The 19,803-nt window shown below is 37.9% G+C and carries 17 protein-coding genes; all 17 read left to right on the forward strand.

From position 1 onward, the window contains the following. The coding region (locus IIC38_03785) for a hypothetical protein (GenBank protein ID MCH8125067.1) at positions 1 to 443 on the forward strand (443 nt) is incomplete at its 5' end. Between the two features lie 70 nt (positions 444 to 513). Next, positions 514 to 858, forward strand: coding sequence for a transposase (locus tag IIC38_03790; GenBank protein ID MCH8125068.1), 345 nt, complete (start codon positions 514 to 516; stop codon positions 856 to 858). A 51-nt stretch (positions 859 to 909) separates the two neighbouring features. After that, entirely contained in the window at positions 910 to 1,065 is a 156-nt protein-coding gene (locus IIC38_03795) for a hypothetical protein (GenBank protein ID MCH8125069.1), read from the forward strand. Between the two features lie 270 nt (positions 1,066 to 1,335). Continuing rightward, on the forward strand, positions 1,336 to 1,587 hold the full coding sequence (locus IIC38_03800) for a type II toxin-antitoxin system MqsA family antitoxin (GenBank protein ID MCH8125070.1): 252 nt from the start codon (positions 1,336 to 1,338) through the stop codon (positions 1,585 to 1,587). Positions 1,588 to 1,896: 309 nt separating this feature from the next. Then, entirely contained in the window at positions 1,897 to 2,040 is a 144-nt protein-coding gene (locus tag IIC38_03805) for a hypothetical protein (GenBank protein MCH8125071.1), read from the forward strand. 582 nt (positions 2,041 to 2,622) lie between these two features. Beyond that, positions 2,623 to 5,367, forward strand: a complete 2,745-nt coding sequence (locus IIC38_03810; GenBank protein MCH8125072.1) for a TonB-dependent receptor — start codon at positions 2,623 to 2,625, stop codon at positions 5,365 to 5,367. Positions 5,368 to 5,731: 364 nt separating this feature from the next. After that, a complete protein-coding gene (locus tag IIC38_03815) occupies positions 5,732 to 7,879 on the forward strand; it encodes a TonB family protein (GenBank protein MCH8125073.1) in 2,148 nt (715 codons plus the stop codon). An 89-nt stretch (positions 7,880 to 7,968) separates the two neighbouring features. Continuing rightward, on the forward strand, positions 7,969 to 9,483 hold the full coding sequence (locus IIC38_03820) for a sigma 54-interacting transcriptional regulator (protein MCH8125074.1): 1,515 nt from the start codon (positions 7,969 to 7,971) through the stop codon (positions 9,481 to 9,483). Between the two features lie 997 nt (positions 9,484 to 10,480). Further along, a complete protein-coding gene (locus IIC38_03825; GenBank protein ID MCH8125075.1) occupies positions 10,481 to 11,596 on the forward strand; it encodes a tetratricopeptide repeat protein in 1,116 nt (371 codons plus the stop codon). 21 nt (positions 11,597 to 11,617) lie between these two features. Beyond that, positions 11,618 to 13,252: a hypothetical protein gene (locus IIC38_03830; protein MCH8125076.1), complete on the forward strand. Its 1,635-nt coding sequence runs from the start codon at positions 11,618 to 11,620 to the stop codon at positions 13,250 to 13,252. Continuing rightward, complete coding sequence (locus IIC38_03835; protein ID MCH8125077.1) at positions 13,249 to 13,833, forward strand: hypothetical protein; 585 nt, start codon at positions 13,249 to 13,251, stop codon at positions 13,831 to 13,833. The genes IIC38_03830 and IIC38_03835 overlap by 4 nt, the downstream gene beginning before the upstream one ends. Before the next feature lie 36 nt (positions 13,834 to 13,869). Next, positions 13,870 to 14,811, forward strand: a complete 942-nt coding sequence (locus tag IIC38_03840; GenBank protein ID MCH8125078.1) for a phosphatase PAP2 family protein — start codon at positions 13,870 to 13,872, stop codon at positions 14,809 to 14,811. Between the two features lie 229 nt (positions 14,812 to 15,040). Continuing rightward, a complete protein-coding gene (locus IIC38_03845) occupies positions 15,041 to 15,661 on the forward strand; it encodes a lipase family protein (GenBank protein ID MCH8125079.1) in 621 nt (206 codons plus the stop codon). 86 nt (positions 15,662 to 15,747) lie between these two features. After that, positions 15,748 to 16,608: a hypothetical protein gene (locus tag IIC38_03850; GenBank protein MCH8125080.1), complete on the forward strand. Its 861-nt coding sequence runs from the start codon at positions 15,748 to 15,750 to the stop codon at positions 16,606 to 16,608. 43 nt (positions 16,609 to 16,651) lie between these two features. Further along, a complete protein-coding gene (locus tag IIC38_03855; protein MCH8125081.1) occupies positions 16,652 to 17,401 on the forward strand; it encodes a hypothetical protein in 750 nt (249 codons plus the stop codon). A gap of 46 nt (positions 17,402 to 17,447) precedes the next feature. Beyond that, positions 17,448 to 18,035 carry a hypothetical protein gene (locus IIC38_03860; GenBank protein ID MCH8125082.1) on the forward strand — a complete coding sequence of 196 codons (588 nt, stop codon included), beginning with the start codon at positions 17,448 to 17,450 and terminating at the stop codon, positions 18,033 to 18,035. A gap of 160 nt (positions 18,036 to 18,195) precedes the next feature. Beyond that, positions 18,196 to 19,680 carry an FAD-binding oxidoreductase gene (locus tag IIC38_03865; protein MCH8125083.1) on the forward strand — a complete coding sequence of 495 codons (1,485 nt, stop codon included), beginning with the start codon at positions 18,196 to 18,198 and terminating at the stop codon, positions 19,678 to 19,680. Positions 19,681 to 19,803 lie beyond the last annotated feature (123 nt).

Here is a 19,803-nt window from a genome sequence, read left to right on the forward strand (position 1 = left end):
AGGAGATAAACAATGCGATTGCAGAACATGGCTACATTGATGACGGTGTTCCGATTGCTGGTTACATATTTAAGGATGAAGATCTGTTCTCTGCTTCTTCTAAAAGGGTCGAGCTCTTTCGCTTGTATAATTCAGCCAGGGGGGATCATTTTTATACGACGAGTGCAGCAGAACGAGACAAAGCAAAAGATGAAAATGGCTACAAAAATGATGGAGTCCCGATTGCTGGTTATGTCTACCTAACTAAGGTAACTGGTACCGTTAAATTCTACCGTCTTTATAAGCCGCAGAATGGAGACCATTTTTACACAACGGATCTTGCGGAAAGGCAAAAAGCAATAGAAAAAGATGGTTACACATATGATGGGGTTGAGATTGCTGGTTATATATTTGCAAAACCGAGAACCGGCACTGTTCCCCTGTATCGCCTTTACCATCCGTAGGTATATGGGAAAACTTGATCTTAGGGGGCTTTTACGTGTTGAGATGAATTATACTTGAGTGAGCAATTAGATTAATGCAAAAGAAAAAGCTGTTTTTATAAAAGAAATTAATTGTGAACCCGAACATGTACATGCACTAATATCACTATCAGCTGATCAATCAATTAGCAAAGCGCTACAATTATTAAAAGGTGAATCATCGCACTGGATTAATGATAATAAATTAGCAGAAACAAAATTTGGTTGGCAAGATGAATACTTTGCCGTATCTGTGAGCGAGTCACAAATTGAGAAAATTATCACAACTATTAGAAATCAAGAAGAACATCACAAAAGAAAAAGTTATATCGAGGAATGCGATGAGTTTTTTAAGAAATATGGTTTTGATAATATCAAGCAGATGAGTTTGGGCTAAAGCCCGTTTTTAGGTTTGCTTTAAAGCTCCGGCATAAATGCCGGAGTTATTATGAAAAAAGAGAATAAAAAATTTGATGCGGTAAAAATGATGCGGGAGATTAGAGACAAATTGCACGAAGAATACGAAAAAGATCCCGGCAAAAGAAAAAGAGATTTAAAAAGCGTCCGCAGAAAATATATGAAAAGAAAAACTGAATTAGTTTGAAATTTAATTCGTAGTAGGTTTTGAAAACTTGTCCAGATGTTTTTATCGGGATTCAGGTCTAATAAATAGTGTGGCAGTTTGTGCAATTTATGTCCATTGAACATATTGTTAGTGGTTACGGCAAAAAACGAGTTCTCTTTGATATTTCATTCGGATGACATCCCAATTCATATTGTTTGTGGTTGGCCGGAAATAAAATAGCGGTCATTACAGTATATATCCCAAAGAAGCCAAAATTTGTTAATCCTTGGAAAAGAGGAAAGCATTAAAATGAGCAAGACTAAATGTCATTATTGTGGGAGTGAGCAATATGAGGAGCGTCGTATTGAGTATTTATATAGTCATAAGGGTAAATACTTGCTCGTTCCCAATACACCCGTGGAATTCTGTCTTGATTGTGGTATGATTTACTACGACGCAGTTGTCTTGAAAGAGATTGAAAAGCAGTTCTTCGCTATTCACAATAATTCCGAGGAGCCTGACCAATATATTGAAATGCCTACGAAAGCATATGCTCATTGACGTGATGAATTCATAAACCTCAACGATACGAGGACACGAAAACAAGAAGAAAATAAGCGTAGAGTATTTCCTTCCCCACAACCATTTTTTCACTTCTAAAAATTTCCCTTGACATTTACCTCTTAGTTGTGCAATATATTTGCCATCACAGATTCTGCTTTTTTAAGCCGCACTGGAAGGAGTATCATTTATGAGCCTTAAAAAACAATCCCGGCGGGAATTTCTCAGTACTTCCGGCTCAATAATCGGCAGTTCCACGCTTGCACTGGCGGCGCGATAAGCTGCGTCATTTGGTATGTGGTCGGCTACATGAAATATCAATCCTTTTCCAACTGGATTGGCGGCATATGGCCAGCGATCTTTGGAGCTGCAGTTTCATTGGTTTTGATTGTCGTTGTAAGCAGATTAACTTCACCCACGCCCAAAGATGTGAAGGAACTATTCTTTGAGTGAGTTTTCACAAAGAGAAAATTTAAATTTCTTTCATACCTGGTTATAGATAGATATGATATTATTTCTTTTAAATTTTAGAATGATTGAAACCTCCAAATCAATCATTGTCTTTACAATACTTTTTTAAATCCTTTTACAGCGTCAAATATACTAATAATCATCTTCAAATTATTTTTTTACTTCTAATATTTTTCCCATGACATAATGTATGAAGAATTCTTTTTAGTTTTTGAGATGGAAGGTGTTAGTTCGCTTGAATATGGAAAATGGACGGATTTTATTGTACTTATTGATAATCCTTTGGAAGATATTAAAAATATGTGCAGTATTGAATCGGTGTAAATGCCAGGACTCGGGCGCCGGAGCGAAAACAGAAGGTTGTAGAAAATTCAGATCTTTTAAGAAATTGCTTGACATCTAATGGATCAACTTGTAAAATAGAGTAATAGAGTATTATTAACCGGAATTTGTGAGGGCAGATCTGTAGATAGCGCTAATTAAACAAGTACTGATCCTACTTCTACCTAAATTGTAATTATTTTTATGATCAAAACATCCTATATAATTTGCTTGCATTTAATCTTGTTCCAAACGGCTTTTTCAGCGAATGGACATTTAACAGGAAAGATTACCGATCGTGAAACTGGAAAGCCACTCATTGGAGCCTTGGTAACGATCAACCCACCAAAATTGAATGCCAAAAGCAATCAAGACGGAATTTACCTGGTTTCCAATATACCTGGCGGTAAATACACAATTGTGCTATCACATACAGGTTACCATGATGTAAGCCTGTCAGATATCCTTATCAACTCAGGAGAAACCACAACCATAGATACCTCTCTGCTTGCGATTCGTGTCGAAATGAATCCGTATACTGTAAGTGCATCTAAACGGCGGGAGAAATTATTGGAATCGCCGGCCCATGTTATCGTTATAGATGATATAGAAATTGAAAGCCGTACGGTTTTAACACCATCTGAACACTTAAAAACGATGCCGGCGCTTGATGTTGCAACAACTGGAATTAATCAATCGCTTGTTGTAGTACGAGGGTTCAATAATGTTTTTTCCGGTGCCCTATTGTCGCTAGTTGACTATCGTATTGCCAGAGTTCCATCCTTACGAGTTAATATCTACCATTGGATCCCAATTATTAATGAAGATTTGGAACGGATTGAAGTCGTTCTCGGACCTGGATCCGCTTTGTATGGTCCAAATAGTGCCAATGGTGTAATGCATATGTTCACCAAGTCGCCTTTTGATTCGGAGGGAACAAGGATCAGTATAGCAGGTGGCGAACGTAAAATTTTTATGGGTTCTTATCGACACGCTGGAAGTGTTAATAAGCGATTTGGTTATAAGATTTCAGGTCAATATTACCAGGGTATGGATTGGCTATATAACGATCCGGAAGAGCCGGAAAAAATTCTGAAGGCAAAGCAAACAAGTTCTGGCCGGATAGTAATAGGGGATAGTATTGATAATTCAAGGAATTTTGATGTTGAAAAGCTTTCCATAGATGCACGACTTGATTTTAACTTGAAGGATGATATGAAATTTATAGTTAATGGGGGATTCAACAAATCCAGTAATTTAGAGCTTACGGGTATTGGCGCGGTGCAAGTTATAGATTGGACATATAGTTACGCGCAAGCGCGTTTTTCCTATAAAGACCTGTTTATGCAAGGATATATCAATTTTAGTAATGCTGGCAATACCTATGTATTGCGAACAGGCGAATTAATCGTTGACAAATCCAAACTTTTGGCTGGCCAGGTACAACACGGGGCCTCGCTGGGTAACCAACAACATTTTATCTACGGGTTGGATATTTTATTAACCCAACCTAATACAGGCCACACAATAAATGGGCGCAATGAAAATAAAGATAGCATCAATGAAATTGGCGTCTATTTACAATCAGAAACCAATCTGAACTCAAAAGTGAAGTTGGTTGCAGCCTCACGCATAGATCACCACAACCGGCTTGATAATTTGGTTTTTTCACCACGTCTTGCGCTTATTTACAAACCAACTACAAACCAGAACCTTCGGTTAACCTTTAACCGCGCTTTCGATACACCATCTAGTAACAACCTTTACCTGGATATCCTGAGTCAGGAAGATCCGTTTGGCTTGAAGGCAATAAGTCCAGATTCTAAAATTGACATTCGAGTTCAGGGTGTACCTGTGGGTGGATTTCAATTTAGAAGAAGCGCTGACGGTCGACCAAAATTTCGTTCTCCCTTTGCTTCTTTAATTGGATTAACCACTTCAGACTTTATTGAACTGGATGATCCATTATTTTCTAATGTTATGTGGAACGTAGGGCGGGGTGTGGTTCTCAGCAAATTTGAAGGTCAGCTTGCCGAAATGGTTGCAAGCGTTATTCCGCTTGAGTTAAATTCGACAATTCCAAATGTTTTATCTATTCTTAATCCAGCTTCTACGTCGACTCCCTTTAATCCGGTCAATGATGTTGTTGAAATTGAAACTCTCAAACCCAGCATAAAGCAAACTATAGAATTTGGCTATAAAGAAATATTGGGGAACAAATTATTGATCACAGTAGATTTTTACCATTCGGTTTTCAAAAACTTCATCGCACCCCTCAATGTCGAAACACCAAATGTATTTTTGGATGGCACATCATTAAGCACAGAGCTTAGGCAGGCAATTAGTACACTCTATGCAGTCAGTGATGCTGTCACACAAGCTACATTAACCGCATCATTTGACGATCCGGGAAGGGGTGGAAATGGCAATGGCACACCTGTTGACGAAATCACAGACCTATTTGCGACAAATATTGCAAAGATCCCCTTTGGTACTGTAACACCCGAACAAGCTTTCGATCCAACTGCTATTATGCTGACTTATCGTAATTTCGGAAACATCTCTTTATCTGGAGCTGATTTTGGTTTCATCTATTATTTAAATCCCAATTGGTCTTTTACTGGTAATTATTCCTTTGTCTCCGATGATTTCTTTCCAAAATCAGATTCTCAACCCCATAATATCTCTTTGAATGCACCCAAAAATAAGTTTAGTGCCAGTATTCAATATGAAAATCCAAAAACCAGATTTGGCGGAGAGCTGCGCTTTCGGAAGATCTATAGCTTCCCGGTAAATTCGAACGTTTATATAGGTACTGTTGATGCATATACAATTCTAGACTTAAATTTAACCTATCAATTACCCTCTTCTAATCATACCAGGCTGTCTCTAACAATTCAGAACCTCACAAATAATAAGCATATTGAAATGATTGGAGCCCCTGAAATAGGGCGGTTGGCCTTATTGCGTATAAACCAATCTTTTTAATTATTGAAAAAGTCAAAAAAAATAAATAGAACTTAATTAACCTGGATAATTCATGGATCATGTTTTTAAGTTTAAAACATCCAATGTCATCCCGTCGCGCAGGATGCTGGAGAGTGTCGTTCCCGAATGCTTTCATGCTGTCCGAGAACCCCAAAAATGTCACCGCCGAGTGCTTACCCGTTAAAATCGTACGGGCACAAGTTTATCGGGGTTCTATGGGCCTGTGTACAAGATTCCCGATAATCCCGCCCAGGCGGGACGGGAATGACAGTTTTATAAACCAGTGACAAAGTTTATGAATAGATCAAGTTAATCAATCTATATTAAACGATTTGTAGACATAAAATAAAGGGAAATCATTTACTTGAAAATCTGCCCGAAATGTCACAAAGAATATCCTTTTGAAGCTAAACTTTGTTCCGTTGATGGAACTATCCTTATAGTGCAGGATAAACTAATCGGTAAAACCATTGATGGCCGCTACCAGATTGTAGAGAAGATTGGTGAGGGTGGGATGGGGGTTGTCTATAAGGTGCGACAGATTTACCTCGATGAATTTTTTGCTCTCAAGATAATTCTCCAAGATTTAGCTAAAGATCCTGAGTTTATTGAGCGATTCAGAAAAGAAGCCAAAACCGCTGTTCGAATCAATCATCCCAATGCCATTATCATTCATGATTTTGGTGTGACAGAGGACGGCCTTTTGTTCCTCTCGATGGAATACCTGGAAAGTCCGGATTTAAGCAAACTTATCAAAGCATATCCTAATGGTATGCCATTAGAAGTGGTTTTAGAGATTACTAACCAACTTTGCTCGGTGCTTTCAACCGTGCATCAAAAGGGTATTATTCATCGTGATCTAAAGCCAGCAAATATAATGGTAGCCGTTGAGGAAGACAAACCCATCCATGTAAAAGTGCTGGATTTTGGTTTGGCAAAAGCTGCCGGTCAAACAAGGCTAACCAAAACAAACACAACTTTAGGTACAGTCGCTTATATGTCTCCAGAGCAAGCTAGAGGTGAAGAAGTTGATCACCGAAGCGACATTTTCTCCGTTGGCATCATATTATATGAGATGCTTACCGGGCAATTACCGTTTAAAGGTGATTATGCACACGCCGTACTGTATTCGATTTTGAACGAAGAACCGGACTTAATAACCAATATAAGACCTGATATTCCTTTAGAATTGCAACAAATTGTAAATAAGGCTATGCAAAAGCAACCGGAAAATCGCTATCAAAGTGTTGAAGCATTAGCCGCAGATTTAGAAGTCATATCAAAACTGATTAAAGATGATAGATCAAAATACAAAGATGATCTTCTCCCGAGTCTAAGCACACCAGCAACCACACCGAAAGAATCCATTATAAAGCAAAAACCGAAATTTAAAGAAAGGATACGGATATTCAACAATATATGGATATGGAGTTCCGGAATTTTGATAGGATTATTACTAGTAATTTTTTTATTTTGGCCGGAAAAAGAGAATTTCAATTTCCAGGCAAGGCAATACACACTGTTTAAGCTGGCAGGTGATTCTTTATCTGCACTCGGTAAGTATTATGAAGCCTTAGTCAGGTATGATTCTGCTATGACCTATAAACCAAATGACCTCTACGTTTCTAGTCAAAAAGATTCCATAAACCAAATGTTAAGTGATGAAGAAGAAGAATCTGAAACGGAAAGAAAATATACGCTATATAAAAATGAAGGAGATGCTTTATTTCAACAAGGGGACTATAATGAATCAAATCGTAAGTATAAAGCAGCTTTAATTCATAAACCTGGAGATGCTTATCTTCTTAGTAAAATAGAAGAGACGAAGCAAAGAATTGCTGATGGCAAAGCGAAAGTAGACAATGAAAAGCGGTATACACAATTTAAGGATGAAGGAGATTCATTATTTCAAACAAAGGACTATATTGATTCCAGACGTATGTACCAGGCTGCTATTTCGCTAAAACCAGGAGTTAGTTATTTAGCAGATAAGATTGAAGAGATAAACCAAATAATTGGTGAAGAAACTGCAAAAGCAGAGAAAGATAAGCTGTTTATGCAATTTAAGACCAAAGGTGATTCTCTATTTCAATCGCAAAAATATCTTGAAGCTAAATTGATATATATGGAAGCTTTAAAATTAAAAGATAATGATCCTTATACAATACAAAAAATTCAGGAGTGTACTGCTTTAATTGCTAAAAAAACTCCGGTTTCTCCACAAGAAGAAATGCCCATCGTGCCACTTGCACTACTCACGGAAAAACCCGTATTTTTAAACAAAGTCAAACCAGACTACCCACGATTAGCAAAGAGAGCGGGAATTAAAGGTAAGGTTCTAGTACGTGTCTTAATAGATACAAAAGGTAATGTCGAAAAGGTAGAGATTCTTGAGTCGCATCCAACTTTTGATAAAGAAGCAAGAGCGGCCGCTAGGCAATGTAAATTTAAACCAGGCAAGCAAGGTAATAAATTTGTTAGAACGTGGTTTCTAATTGATTTTGAATGGTAATAGATTTATCGAATTATCTTATTGAATCATAGGTATAAGACTACATTTCAAATATTCATTTCAGTAATTTACATATAAAGATAATTTTAATGTTGAAGCAGATTTTTGAATTAGGTAAACTCGTACTCGCCGCGACTGATATTGAGCGTGTATTAGAATTATCGATGGACTATGCAATTGAAATTTCCGCCGCCGAAAGAGGTATGATTATTCTTTTTGATGTGAAAGGTGATATCCAATTTGAAAGCGCCCGGAACCTCAACAAAGAAGATATAGAAAATCCACCATTCGAAATTAGTAGGACAATAATTAATGATGTTATGTCAGGAGGAGAACCGATATGTATTGCCAATGTTCTGGATGATCCCAAGTTTCAAAGTAGCCGAAGCGCTACCCGTTTGAAGATCCTCTCTGTTATTTGTCTGCCGTTAATCCATGAAAACGAAATTTTTGGTGTCGTATACCTGGATAACCGCTCCTTTAAGGGAGCTTTTGGTACTGAAACAATGAACTTTGTCCAAGACTTTGCTGATTTCATTTCTTTGGCGGCCTATAATTCTTTAAAGAAAAAAGAACTTGTTACTCGAGTACATGCGCTTGAGGATGAGTTAAGGACGCAATACGATTTTAACACAATTGTTGGAAACTCCAATAAAATGATTAAAGTCCTGGAGGCAGTTTCTCAAGTGGCGGATACAAATGTCCCTGTCCTAATTGAGGGTGAGAGTGGTACTGGTAAGGAGCTAATTGCCAAAGCCATACACATTAACAGCAGCCGCCGGGAATGTCCTTTAATTACCCTAAATTGCGGAGCGCTGCCTGATAACTTATTGGAGTCAGAATTATTCGGGCACGAAAAAGGGGCTTTTACCGGTGCATTCAAAAAATATAAAGGGAAATTTGAACTTGCAGATGGAGGAACTATTTTCTTAGATGAAATGGATGAGATGAGTTCGGCCATGCAAGTCAAATTACTTCGCGTCTTACAATGGGGTGAATTTAATCCATTGGGCAGCGAAGAGACCAAAACCTGTGATGTCCGCATAATCGCAACTTCCAAAACAAATTTGCAAGATTTAGTAAAAAAAGGAAAATTTCGAGAAGATCTATATTATCGCTTAAATATTTTCCGGATTAAGGTGCCTCCTCTCCGGGAAAGGAAAGAGGATATTTTACCCCTGGTAAAACATTTTTTACAAACGATAATTCCAGAATCCAAATCCCTTCCGGTCTTGAGCAAATCGGTTGAAAAAGTCCTTGCCAATTATGAATATCCGGGTAACGTGCGCGAATTGGAGAATGTGCTAAAACATGCAGGCATTCTCTGTAATGCCGATACCATTGAACTTGATCATCTGCCTTCTGAACTTACCGAACTAAAATTTGATGAGGATGAAACGGTATCCTCTCTTACATTCAAAGAAGCAAAAAAAGAAATTGTGGAAAAATTCGAACGACAATATCTTCAAAATATTTTGGATGAATGCGGGGGTGTAATCAATGAAGCAGCCAAACGTGCCGGTATGTATGAAAAAAATTTCCATGACAAACTAAACAAGTACAGCATTAGAGTCTCCAGGCAAAAGAAAAGTGACAATCTCTAAATCTCGATTATGAGATATAAGTAACAAAGTAACAAAGTAACAAAGTAACAAAGTAACAAAGTAACAAAGTAACAAAGTAACAAAGTAACAAAGTAACAAAGTAACAAAGTAACAAAGGCACAAAGGCACAAAGGCACAGAGCTGTGAAACGTGGCTGTTTTTGGTAGGACAGATATTCTTGTCTGTCTGTTTGGATCTCAACCTCAGGTTTGGACAGACAGGAATGTCTGTCCTACTGGTTCATTAGAATAGGGCAATCCACCGGGTCGACTATTTTACACACCCCTGAAAATCCCGCCCCAGGGCGGGATTTTTTTCCCCTTTCAAGAGAGGGGAATTCCAACATCCAACAACTAACCACCTAATTCCTATACCTTATACCTTAGATATAGATATTAAATATTTAAGGTTCTTTCGACTTTTCGTTGCACACCTTAGTATGTAACTATTTAGTGCTTGACCGAAAACTCTTTGCCCTTACCACTCATTGTCATTTCGATCCGCCAGCTGGCGGAAAGAAATCTTATAAGTTTCTGTAATTCTAATATCTCAACATTGTTTTAAAAAAAGATTTCTCCTCGCGGAGTTTATCCTGAGCGCAGCCGAAGGTCTTTTTCGTCCCGTCTAGACGGGACTCCTCGCAATGACACTTGTTTTTGAATAATTCAATTGTTGCAACTTTTTCGCGGAAGAATCCTATTTAAATATTCCTCTCAACATTCGATATCCTAATACTTCCATTAATTCTTTACACCACGCCAAAAAAAACATCAATAATTAGTAAAATTGCCAGTTAAAACTGGTAATATTGCTAGTTCTTAATGGGTTTCTAATTGACTTTATGGGGTAGTTCTTTCATTCAAAAAACATATTTAAGCCATTTATAAATAATAGGATAGGTTATTAATGATTTGGTTTAATAAGTCACTGATTTTAAAAGTGGTACGAAGTTTGAGTCCAGTCATGATAAATCTGATAATTGTCAAAGGCAGAGGTTATGATGAAAAATATTTTGTTGTCATTAAGTTTTTTAGTTTTTAGCAATAATTCAAACGGTGCACAAAATAAGGAAATCAATCTAAATATTTCGTCTGAATCAGCCACAAATTCAGTTTATATAGAATCATTAGTCCAGCTTAGCCTGGATTATTTAAACCACAATCAATTCGATAGTGTCTTCGCTATCAGTAAAAAGCTCCAATCTGTTTTTCCCCAGGATCCTAAAGGATACTTGATAGAAGCCAATGCTTGCCAGGTTATGATGCGTGATTATCGAGTACGAATTCAGGAAGAGCGTTTTGAGAAGCAGATCTTCCATGCCATAAAATTAGCCAGAGACAAATTGAAAGAAGAGAAGACTGCTGAAAACTATTTTTTCCTGGGTTCAGCACAAGGTTATCTCAGCTTTCACCAATTTCGCAAGGGACAGTGGCTAAAAGCGCTTAATGGCATTTTAAAGAGCATCAATAAATTCAGGAGAGCATACTCTGTAGACAAAAATTTTGTAGATCCATTATTAGGACTGGCTCTATACGAATATGGTAAAAGTAAGGTTCCATTGTTAGGAGGCGACCTGGATAAAGCTATTCAATATCTCGAGAAGGTCGAGGGAGGAGCTAAATATGTTGCAGCAGATGCCTTATATTCCAAACAACTTGTCTATTTCCAGATGGAAGAATTCGAAAAAGCGTTGACCGTAAACGATCGCATCTATGCACGTTATCCAAAAAGCGCTGTATGCCTCTATAATCGAGGATTGCTGTTAGAAAAAGCGGGGCGAGATGAAGATGCCATTGAAACCTGGAAATCTCTCATCACGGTAATTGAAGCGTTTGTCAAACCGAGCAATGGTTATCTCGCTGAATGTCATTATCATCTGAGTAAAATTTATTTTGAATTAGGCCAATCAGAGAAAGCTGTACATCAACTAAACAAGGCTGTGCAATATGTTTCCCGTTACAAACCTGAAGAGGAACTGGATGGTCCATATGTATCCTTTAAGGATGTGAAGAAAGCGATTCGTAAGCTGAATGCTAAATATGACATAGCAAATGGAAATCACAGATCGTCAGCCAAACAATCAGAAGCGGTCCAAGCTTTAGTAGCTCAATAAAAAATATAGGGAAAATCTATAATGATTAATCGGATGACAAAAAAACCTAACACGTACAAACATCAAACACAATTGCTTTCCCTGCTATTTTTAGTCACTTCGATTCTCGGCTGTTTCCCGAGCAAAAAAGTGATGTTAATCCAGCCTGATAGTATAGAACCTGGCACTCATATTAAATCCCCGGTAAAAGCCTTTTTGTTTGATTCTTCTGTTATGTTGTTCCCCAATGGATTTAGTGTTTCGAATGATACTGTAATAGGATATAGCCGACGATTTTGGATAGATAAAAAAGACGATACCTTGCGACAAAGAAAAATTCAATTAGATAGCATCGCTGCGATGACATATTACGAATTAAAAAGTTCAGGGGAAAGTATTCTTGGTTCAGGACTTTTGGGCTTATACGGAGGAATATTGACGCCTTTATCTCTTTACTGTATTTCTTGTCCTAAATGCTGTTTTGGATCTTGTCCAACTGTTTATGGCCTCACAGAGGAGAATTACGACTTACAAGCTGAACTATTTTCCTACAGTATTTCGAAATATTTTCAGGAATCAGACCTAGACCGCGTGTCCAAAGAAATTACCAATAAAAAGCAATTTCGAATTCGATTATCCAATGAAGCCCTGGAAACGCATTACATTAATCAATTTGTCATACTAAAAGTAGATCATCAGGAGGGGACCGAAGTATACCCGACCAGCTCGGGAGAATTACTGTCTATAAATAGATTAACCTCGCCTGTGCATGTCATAAATTCTATGGGTGAAATTGTTACACAACGTATTGAAAACAAAGACAATGATTGCTACAGAAGTGATTGGGGCATAGTAAGAAATTTATCTAACGACAACACAACTGACTGGCTGGATATCACTTTAGATGTTCCCAGAGACAGACAAAATGTAAACATGGTGGTTCGAATGCGGAATACCCTATTGAGCACTATTCTTTTTTATGATGTGGTTCTTGCTTCCCAGGGTATCCATGCAATTGAGTGGACTGAAAAGATGAACACCGACCCATTGTATGCTTCGAAATTTAATTCTCTGTATAAATCGTATGCCGGCATTAAAGTGAAAATTCATCAAAATGGACAATGGCAGCAAGTGACCACAATTGGGGATGTAGGGCCGTTATTATGGAAAGATGTTGGAGTGAAAATACCTATTCAGATAGACGATTCAGATATTGATAACAAATTGTTAATCCGTTTAGAATTTTTTCCGGATAACTTTATGATTGACTATATCGGTTATGAAGAGAATAGCCAATCCTCAGAATCATTGCATATAAAAGAATTCCTGCCAGAGAGCATCTATGATGATTCGGGCACAGTTAGAAATGATATTCTCTCCCTCATCCAAAAAGACGATTCTCAATTCCTGGTCACCAATCCTGGTGAATCCTATTATTTTGACTACAACATTGACCACACCAATGATATGGAAACCACGCTGTTTATTCGTTCGAAAGGTTACTATACAGAATGGATACGGGGAGAATGGCTGACTACCAGAGAACAGGATTACCACTTTGATCTCCGCGAGGTTGATAAAGCAATCGCCCGGCTCAAACAAAGCTGGTTAGATAACCGGGAATTGCTCGAGAACGAATTTTTCAAAACTAGAATTCCACTGAAGGAGGAACGATGAAAAAGAACATCATTTTACCCATTGTTTATATCGTAATTGTTTCTGGTCTGAATTCCTGTGCCCCTCAAATCAGGAGCCTGCAACCCAATGGAGACACAGCTCAGATTATCCTGAAAGACAAACGGGAGTTTGTCGGCGAATTGCTGGCAATCTCTGATAGTACTGTGCTTGCAGATTTACAGCCTGGTTCTAAGGATCGATCGGACCTTTCCAAGAGACGTATTACTGAGATACATTTTGATGACCTGCAATCAATTCGTATTAACGATTATTCTAACACAAAATGGAAACAAGCGATAATACTTTTTGAGGTGATACCCACAATATTAATGGGCATTGCTGCAGGTTCAGAAGACACCGAACCATTACAAGTAATGGCAATTCTTTCTATTCCGACATTCTTAAGTTTGGCAATTCTTGCGTCTTCTACACCAGCTCCCCCGGGTATTACAGCTCCACATTCAACAGACCAATTCATGGACATGAAAAAATATTCGCGATTTCCACAGGGATTGACTGGAGCTCAATTAGACAAACTGTTGACCGTAAAAAAGCAGAGTAAAGTTAGTCAAATAAACTAAAAATGTCACAATTCAAATACAATAGGAGTCTCATTCATGCAAAGTCTTAAACCCAATCATTTAGAACGATTTACCGCCTTTTTCGCAATAGGATTCGGGACACTCATTTGGGTGTTGAGCGGGTTTTCCTCAGAAGGTGCCAGATTGTTGATGCTAAATATTGGAGTTGCTGCAATTGTTCTCCTAACTCTACCAAATCTAAGGAGTGCTAAGAATCTAGTAGCTATTTTCTTTGGCATTGCCTTGCCCTTGCTGGTTTTTTACCTATTCTACCGCGAATCTATGCTTGTGCTTGGTATGCCGAATATAGAATGGCATGATCTTCAAGTATCTTTTCTTGAGGCAGGCTTGTGGCAACACAAGGAAAATAATTTCATCCCATTGATCGGTGATTGGTTTGCTTTTTCTTATATGGTATATGTGCCAATGATTATACTTGTCATAGTGATGCTCATAATCCGTACTCCTCAAGGGTCTCAAAAATCTGCAGAATCAATTGTCAGGCATATCTGTTTAGCATGGGCTATGTGCTATATCACCTTTGTTACCTATCCTGTGCTTGGCCCACGGCTCTTCTATCCTGATCTGCAAGGCCCAAGGATGGGCAGTGGTCTTTTTTCGATTCTGGCTCAGTTTAACCACAACAATGGTATGCTCTATGGAGGATCCTTTCCAAGCGCTCACGTGGCGGCAATCATTGTTGTACTATGGAACGCCTGGAAAGCACGGTTGCCCTGGTTTTGGGTATTCTTATTTCTTGGAGTTAACCTGATCGCGGCCACCGTGTATTTGTGCTATCACTATGTGTCGGACATACTCGCTGGATTGATGGTTGGCTTTTTGGCAATTTCACTCGATCGCTTGTGGATGATGAAGAGATTAAATGTTGTATCCATTTTATACTCCAACAAAAGAATCAATACAATAACTCAGAAGGTCTCTATGTATCTATCCGAATCCAGGATAAAATTAAAATAGGATTACTTAAGAATAAAGAAAGTTACTGATGATGAATTTTGATAATAGCTGGCAAGCATTGTTCCGTCCGAGTCAATCGAATCATTTTTTTGATCTAACAAATACTAGAAGAATCAGGATCGATTCACCATACTTCTGCCCCATAAATGCGTGGTGGCTTGCTGAGATTTCGAGATTGATATATAAACACAATGGCACAACAAAAGCTCGAACTTATTTTTTGCAAAATGTGAATTTTACGGAGGTAAGTTTTTTTGACCGTGGAGGTACACAATGTTCGATTATTTTCTCGAGAGATTGTAACAATAAAAAATTTGCAATTCTTGTATTCAGGGGAACCAATGAGCTAATTGATTATATCTCAGACATAAAAACGGGTATGGTAAAATGGAGAAAAGGTGGTTCTGTTCATAGAGGTTTTTGTGATTCATTTTTCAATAGTTGGCCATTGGTTTCCAAAGAATTGGAAAGGATAAAAGTACCCATCATATTTACTGGTCACAGTCAAGGCGGGGCTCTGGCTACGTTAGCAGCTTCAATGAGGGCTCCAAATGTACTTTATACATTTGGATCTCCTAAAGTTGGTGATAAAAAATTTAAAGATACTTTAGAAAAGGTAAAGATTTACAGGGTAGTTAACAATAGTGACATCATCACCAAATTACCAATTTCTATACCCAATTGTAAATACGTACACGTTGGAAAATTGCAATGCCTGGAGGAAAATTTAAACAATAACATAATGAAGTTATCAAAGTACAAACACTTAAGATGGTATGATCCGCCAAGAATTCTGAGTGAGCATGCACCTGTGAATTATGTAGCAAGACTTGAAAGGTTATTACTGTAAATCTTAACAAATTGAAAGGATCATTAAACTTTGAACTGGATAAATAAAGCTCTCTTAAATCCAAAAAGATCGAAAGGAGAATCATCATGAAGAAAATCACATTAAAGTACGTGATCATCATCACAATCTTATTAGGATTCTGGTCGAAAACAACATCTCTTTTGGCTCAATCTATCTGGCTTCCACAAAGCGATGTTAATAGCATTACGATTGAAGCTCTCAAACCTAACTTTGACAGTGAATTCGGTTTTTCTACCGCTTCTGCAGCAATTTTTCTTTCAGGTCGTTTCTCTATAAAGGAGAATGTGTTTTTTATTGTAGAACTGCCATTTGTGCATAGCAATCGTGATGAAATAAAAATAGTCAACCCTGCAACTGGAGAAATCTTCTTCCAAATAGATCCTGAGTCTGAGACCATGATTGGCAATCCTTATATCGGCTTTGAGTTCCACAGGACAGGTTCCCGGATATTTACGGAGGTCGGAATACAAGCGCCTATTGCGTCTGATGATAAACCGGATGCAGCACAGTTTGGAGTGTCCGCTGATTTTGACCGGATTGAAGCCTTTGCTCCTCATTTACTCAAAATTAGTGGAAAGATCAATTACTATAACAAGAATTCATCCAATGTTGTAGTCCGGCTTCGTGGAGGCCCAACAGTTTGGATTCCTACCGAAGAAGGCGATGCTGAACTACTTGCCGATTATAGCGCCCAGGTAGGATACGTAGGTAAACAGATCAGTATTATCGGTGGTTTAACCGGTAGAATGATTGTTACTGAATCTGACATTGATATCGGGGAACGGACCTCTCATCATTTGGGAGCTTCAGCATTTCTTATTTCAGGCGCTTTGCAACCTGGTATCCATGTAAAATTTCCGTTAGACGAGGCATTTGATAATATAAATTATGTGCTTGGTGTAACATTGGCCATCCAGTTGAAATAATTATTAAGTGCTGTCGTCCGGATTATAATAAGAGGAGGTAAAAATGGTTACTTCAAACAAGATAAAAAACTATTCATCTTTATCCGGTAGATTATCAAAACTCTTAACTGTTTTAGCTATCTCAATAACCTTTCTCATATTGAATGGTTGTAGCATTATGGGATTAGCAATCGGTGAAGCAGCGGATGCTTCAAAACCGGACCGTTATACGCTTTCACAAGGCCAGGTACGCTCTTTGGAAAAAGGGGAAAAACTTGAACTATTACTAAGGAATGGGGAAAAGAAATCCGGCAAATTCTTTCGAATAGTTCGAACTCCGGAACAGCAATATGCTCGTATTTATTCATTGGCTAGGAAACAAATAAGTAATTTGACTTCTCTGCCAAACTTAGGAGAGCAGCTGACAATCATTCAGAATAGCAATACGCCGGTTATCTGCAATTTAATAGGGGTTGATTTCAATTATCTCGAAATAAATGTGGACTATCAAACCGATCCAACTAAAGTCTACCTGGATAGTGTTGCTTCCATAGTCACTTTTGATGGCAATACGATTGATGGAACCATCATTAGAGATCTAGTGGCTAATGGTGAAATTTCCTCTTTTTCTATAATACAATTGGATGAAAAAATAGGGACTACTACTACTACTATTTCCAGTATAGCTTTGCACGATATATCCAAAATAGAAATGCATAGTACAAAAAAGGGAAAGTTTGTAGGTTTTGGTATGGGTTTGATAATTGACATAGTAATAGTTTCTATAAGTCGAATTAGGGACTGGTATAATTAATATTGATTAGAGGTTTTGGAATTCAGCTAAAATAAAAGGAAGAAAAATGAGAAAAATATCAAACGTTGCTTTATTTATCAGTTTAATTTTTAGTACGGCTTCTGTCTCATCCGCACAAAATAAGCTTGAGTCCTGGTATACGTATTGGGGAGTAGGCTGGGCAAATGTCTCTTATCCAAATGAATTTAATGATAGCCATGATTTATTTAAAGGACTGCCAGGTGTTAGACACATTTCAGTGAGCGTTGATTTATTCGGGTTTTATTGGCCCAGCGGAGAGAAAACAGTACTGGGTGTAATTGTAAATAGCTGGGGAGATTTCTATACACTGGGATCGGATCATGTCCAAATAAATGGATTTTTACTTTCCTTTAGTTTAATGCACTTTCTAAATCATAGGATTGGCCAAGGGTTTTTTGTTAGAGGAGATTTTGGCACATCTCAACTTGAAATTAGATCATCTACATATTTTGGGGGAACATCTGACCGTGGTTTCGGTGGTTTAATAGGCGGCGGTTATGGATTTCCTATTTCAAAAGGGACTCGGATCTTACTCAATATGAATTATTCATTCAGATTCATTGAAGGAGATAATTACGGGTGTTTAGCAATAACGGTCGGCGGATTATTTTAAATGCAGTTATAACTCAAGAGATTACAATGAAAAAACACATTCTGGCTTTAGTCAATTCACAATTAATTTTTTTGGCTTTTTCGAATAGATTCAAATTTCAACTTTTTAAAATGTTGTTTGGATCTCTTGTCGGACAAATAATTGATGCGGAGGACCAAAAATGTTTAGTAGAAGAGATTTCTTAAAGATCGCTGCTTTTTTATCATATTGGCCTTATGGTTGGCTTAATGAGAAGAAACAGCAAAATGGAATCATAGTCAACGATATACACTCTCAGTTGAATACGACTCATGTCGCTGAGATTTCAAAAGCCAATTCACTTGATACAATTCGGGAGACTGTAATAAAAGCCGCTGAAGAGAACCGGCCTATTAGCATTGCTGGAGGTAGACATGCTATGGGGGCCCAACAATTTGGCACAGACACGATTCTTCTCGACATGAATGCTTTGACTAACGTGTTGCATTTCGACAAACAAGAAGGATGGGTGGAGGTGGAGGCTGGCATTCAATGGCCTCAATTACTTCAATATTTATTAAATTCTCAAAAAAGCGATTGGCCGCAATGGGGAATTATTCAGAAACAGACAGGAGCAAACCGCCTCAGTATTGGGGGTGCACTCTCGGCGAATGTCCACGGTCGTGGTTTGAAATTTAGACCATTTATCCAGGACGTCGAATCATTTGATCTCATCAACGCGAGAGGGGATGTTGTTACTTGTAGTCGGGAAAAAAATCCAGAGCTTTTTCACCTTGCAATTGGGGGGTATGGTCTTTTCGGGGTAATTGTTAACGTAAAATTGAAGCTAAGTAAACGCACAAAATTGAAAAGGGTTGTAAAAATTATTGATATAGAGAATCTAATCCCCGCTTTTGAGGAACGAATTGCGAATGGCTATCTGTATGGAGATTTCCAGTCCTCGACAGCGATGAAGACGAGTGATTTTCTTCGCAAAGGAGTTTTTTCTTGTTATTTACCAATCGAAGATAATTCACCTATTACTGATAATCAAAAAGCTTTATCAGAAAACGATTGGAGAAATCTCCTTTATCTAGCTCATGCAGATAAGAAAAGAGCATTCGAAGTCTATTCCAACTATTATCTTTCGACATCTGGGCAACTCTATTGGTCCGACACACATCAAATGAGCACATACATCGATAATTATCATGATGAACTGGGCCGAAAATTTGGTACTAGAAAAAAAGCTTCCGAAATGATTACAGAAATTTATGTACCCAGAGATACTTTTGTTAACTTCATGTCTGAAGTGCGGAATGATTTTCTTAAAAATGATGTGAACTTAATCTATAGTACCATTCGGTTAATCGAAAAAGATGACGAAAGCTTCATGGCTTGGGCAAGAGATAGTTTTGTTTGTATTATATTCAACATTCATATCACCCATGACAAGAGAGAAATCGAAAAAGGTACTAACCACTTTCGGCGTCTTATCGACTTGGCAATAAAATACGCCGGGAGTTATTATCTGACATATCACCGCTGGGCAACACGAGAACAAGTTTTGGAGTGCTATCCTCAATTTCCTGAATTTCTCAGGTTAAAGAAGAAATACGATCCCTATGAACGGTTTCAAAGTGACTGGTATCGCCATTACAAAAAAATGTTTGCAGATTTAATTTGACTCAGAACTATTCTTTGGACACAATTTCAAACACCAAAATTGAGCCAGCTTTTATAGGCGATTTTAGAATATGATTTGCACTAAGTCGACTAACCTTTCCAACTAAATAAATTTTTCCCTTGA

The sequence above is a fragment of the candidate division KSB1 bacterium genome, from assembly GCA_022566355.1.
Lineage (GTDB): Bacteria > Zhuqueibacterota > JdFR-76 > JdFR-76 > DREG01 > JADFJB01.

Excerpts from the sequence above, each read along its gene's own strand:
- IIC38_03795 (MCH8125069.1), top strand. The coding sequence starts at position 910 with ATGAAAAAAGAGAATAAAAAATTTGATGCGGTAAAAATGATGCGGGAG.
- IIC38_03800 (MCH8125070.1), top strand. The coding sequence starts at position 1,336 with ATGAGCAAGACTAAATGTCATTATTGTGGGAGTGAGCAATATGAGGAG.
- IIC38_03805 (MCH8125071.1), top strand. The coding sequence starts at position 1,897 with ATGAAATATCAATCCTTTTCCAACTGGATTGGCGGCATATGGCCAGCG.
- IIC38_03820 (MCH8125074.1), top strand. The coding sequence starts at position 7,969 with ATGTTGAAGCAGATTTTTGAATTAGGTAAACTCGTACTCGCCGCGACT.
- IIC38_03825 (MCH8125075.1), top strand. The coding sequence starts at position 10,481 with ATGATGAAAAATATTTTGTTGTCATTAAGTTTTTTAGTTTTTAGCAAT.
- IIC38_03830 (MCH8125076.1), top strand. The coding sequence starts at position 11,618 with ATGATTAATCGGATGACAAAAAAACCTAACACGTACAAACATCAAACA.
- IIC38_03835 (MCH8125077.1), top strand. The coding sequence starts at position 13,249 with ATGAAAAAGAACATCATTTTACCCATTGTTTATATCGTAATTGTTTCT.
- IIC38_03840 (MCH8125078.1), top strand. The coding sequence starts at position 13,870 with ATGCAAAGTCTTAAACCCAATCATTTAGAACGATTTACCGCCTTTTTC.
- IIC38_03850 (MCH8125080.1), top strand. The coding sequence starts at position 15,748 with ATGAAGAAAATCACATTAAAGTACGTGATCATCATCACAATCTTATTA.
- IIC38_03855 (MCH8125081.1), top strand. The coding sequence starts at position 16,652 with ATGGTTACTTCAAACAAGATAAAAAACTATTCATCTTTATCCGGTAGA.
- IIC38_03860 (MCH8125082.1), top strand. The coding sequence starts at position 17,448 with ATGAGAAAAATATCAAACGTTGCTTTATTTATCAGTTTAATTTTTAGT.
- IIC38_03865 (MCH8125083.1), top strand. The coding sequence starts at position 18,196 with ATGTTTAGTAGAAGAGATTTCTTAAAGATCGCTGCTTTTTTATCATAT.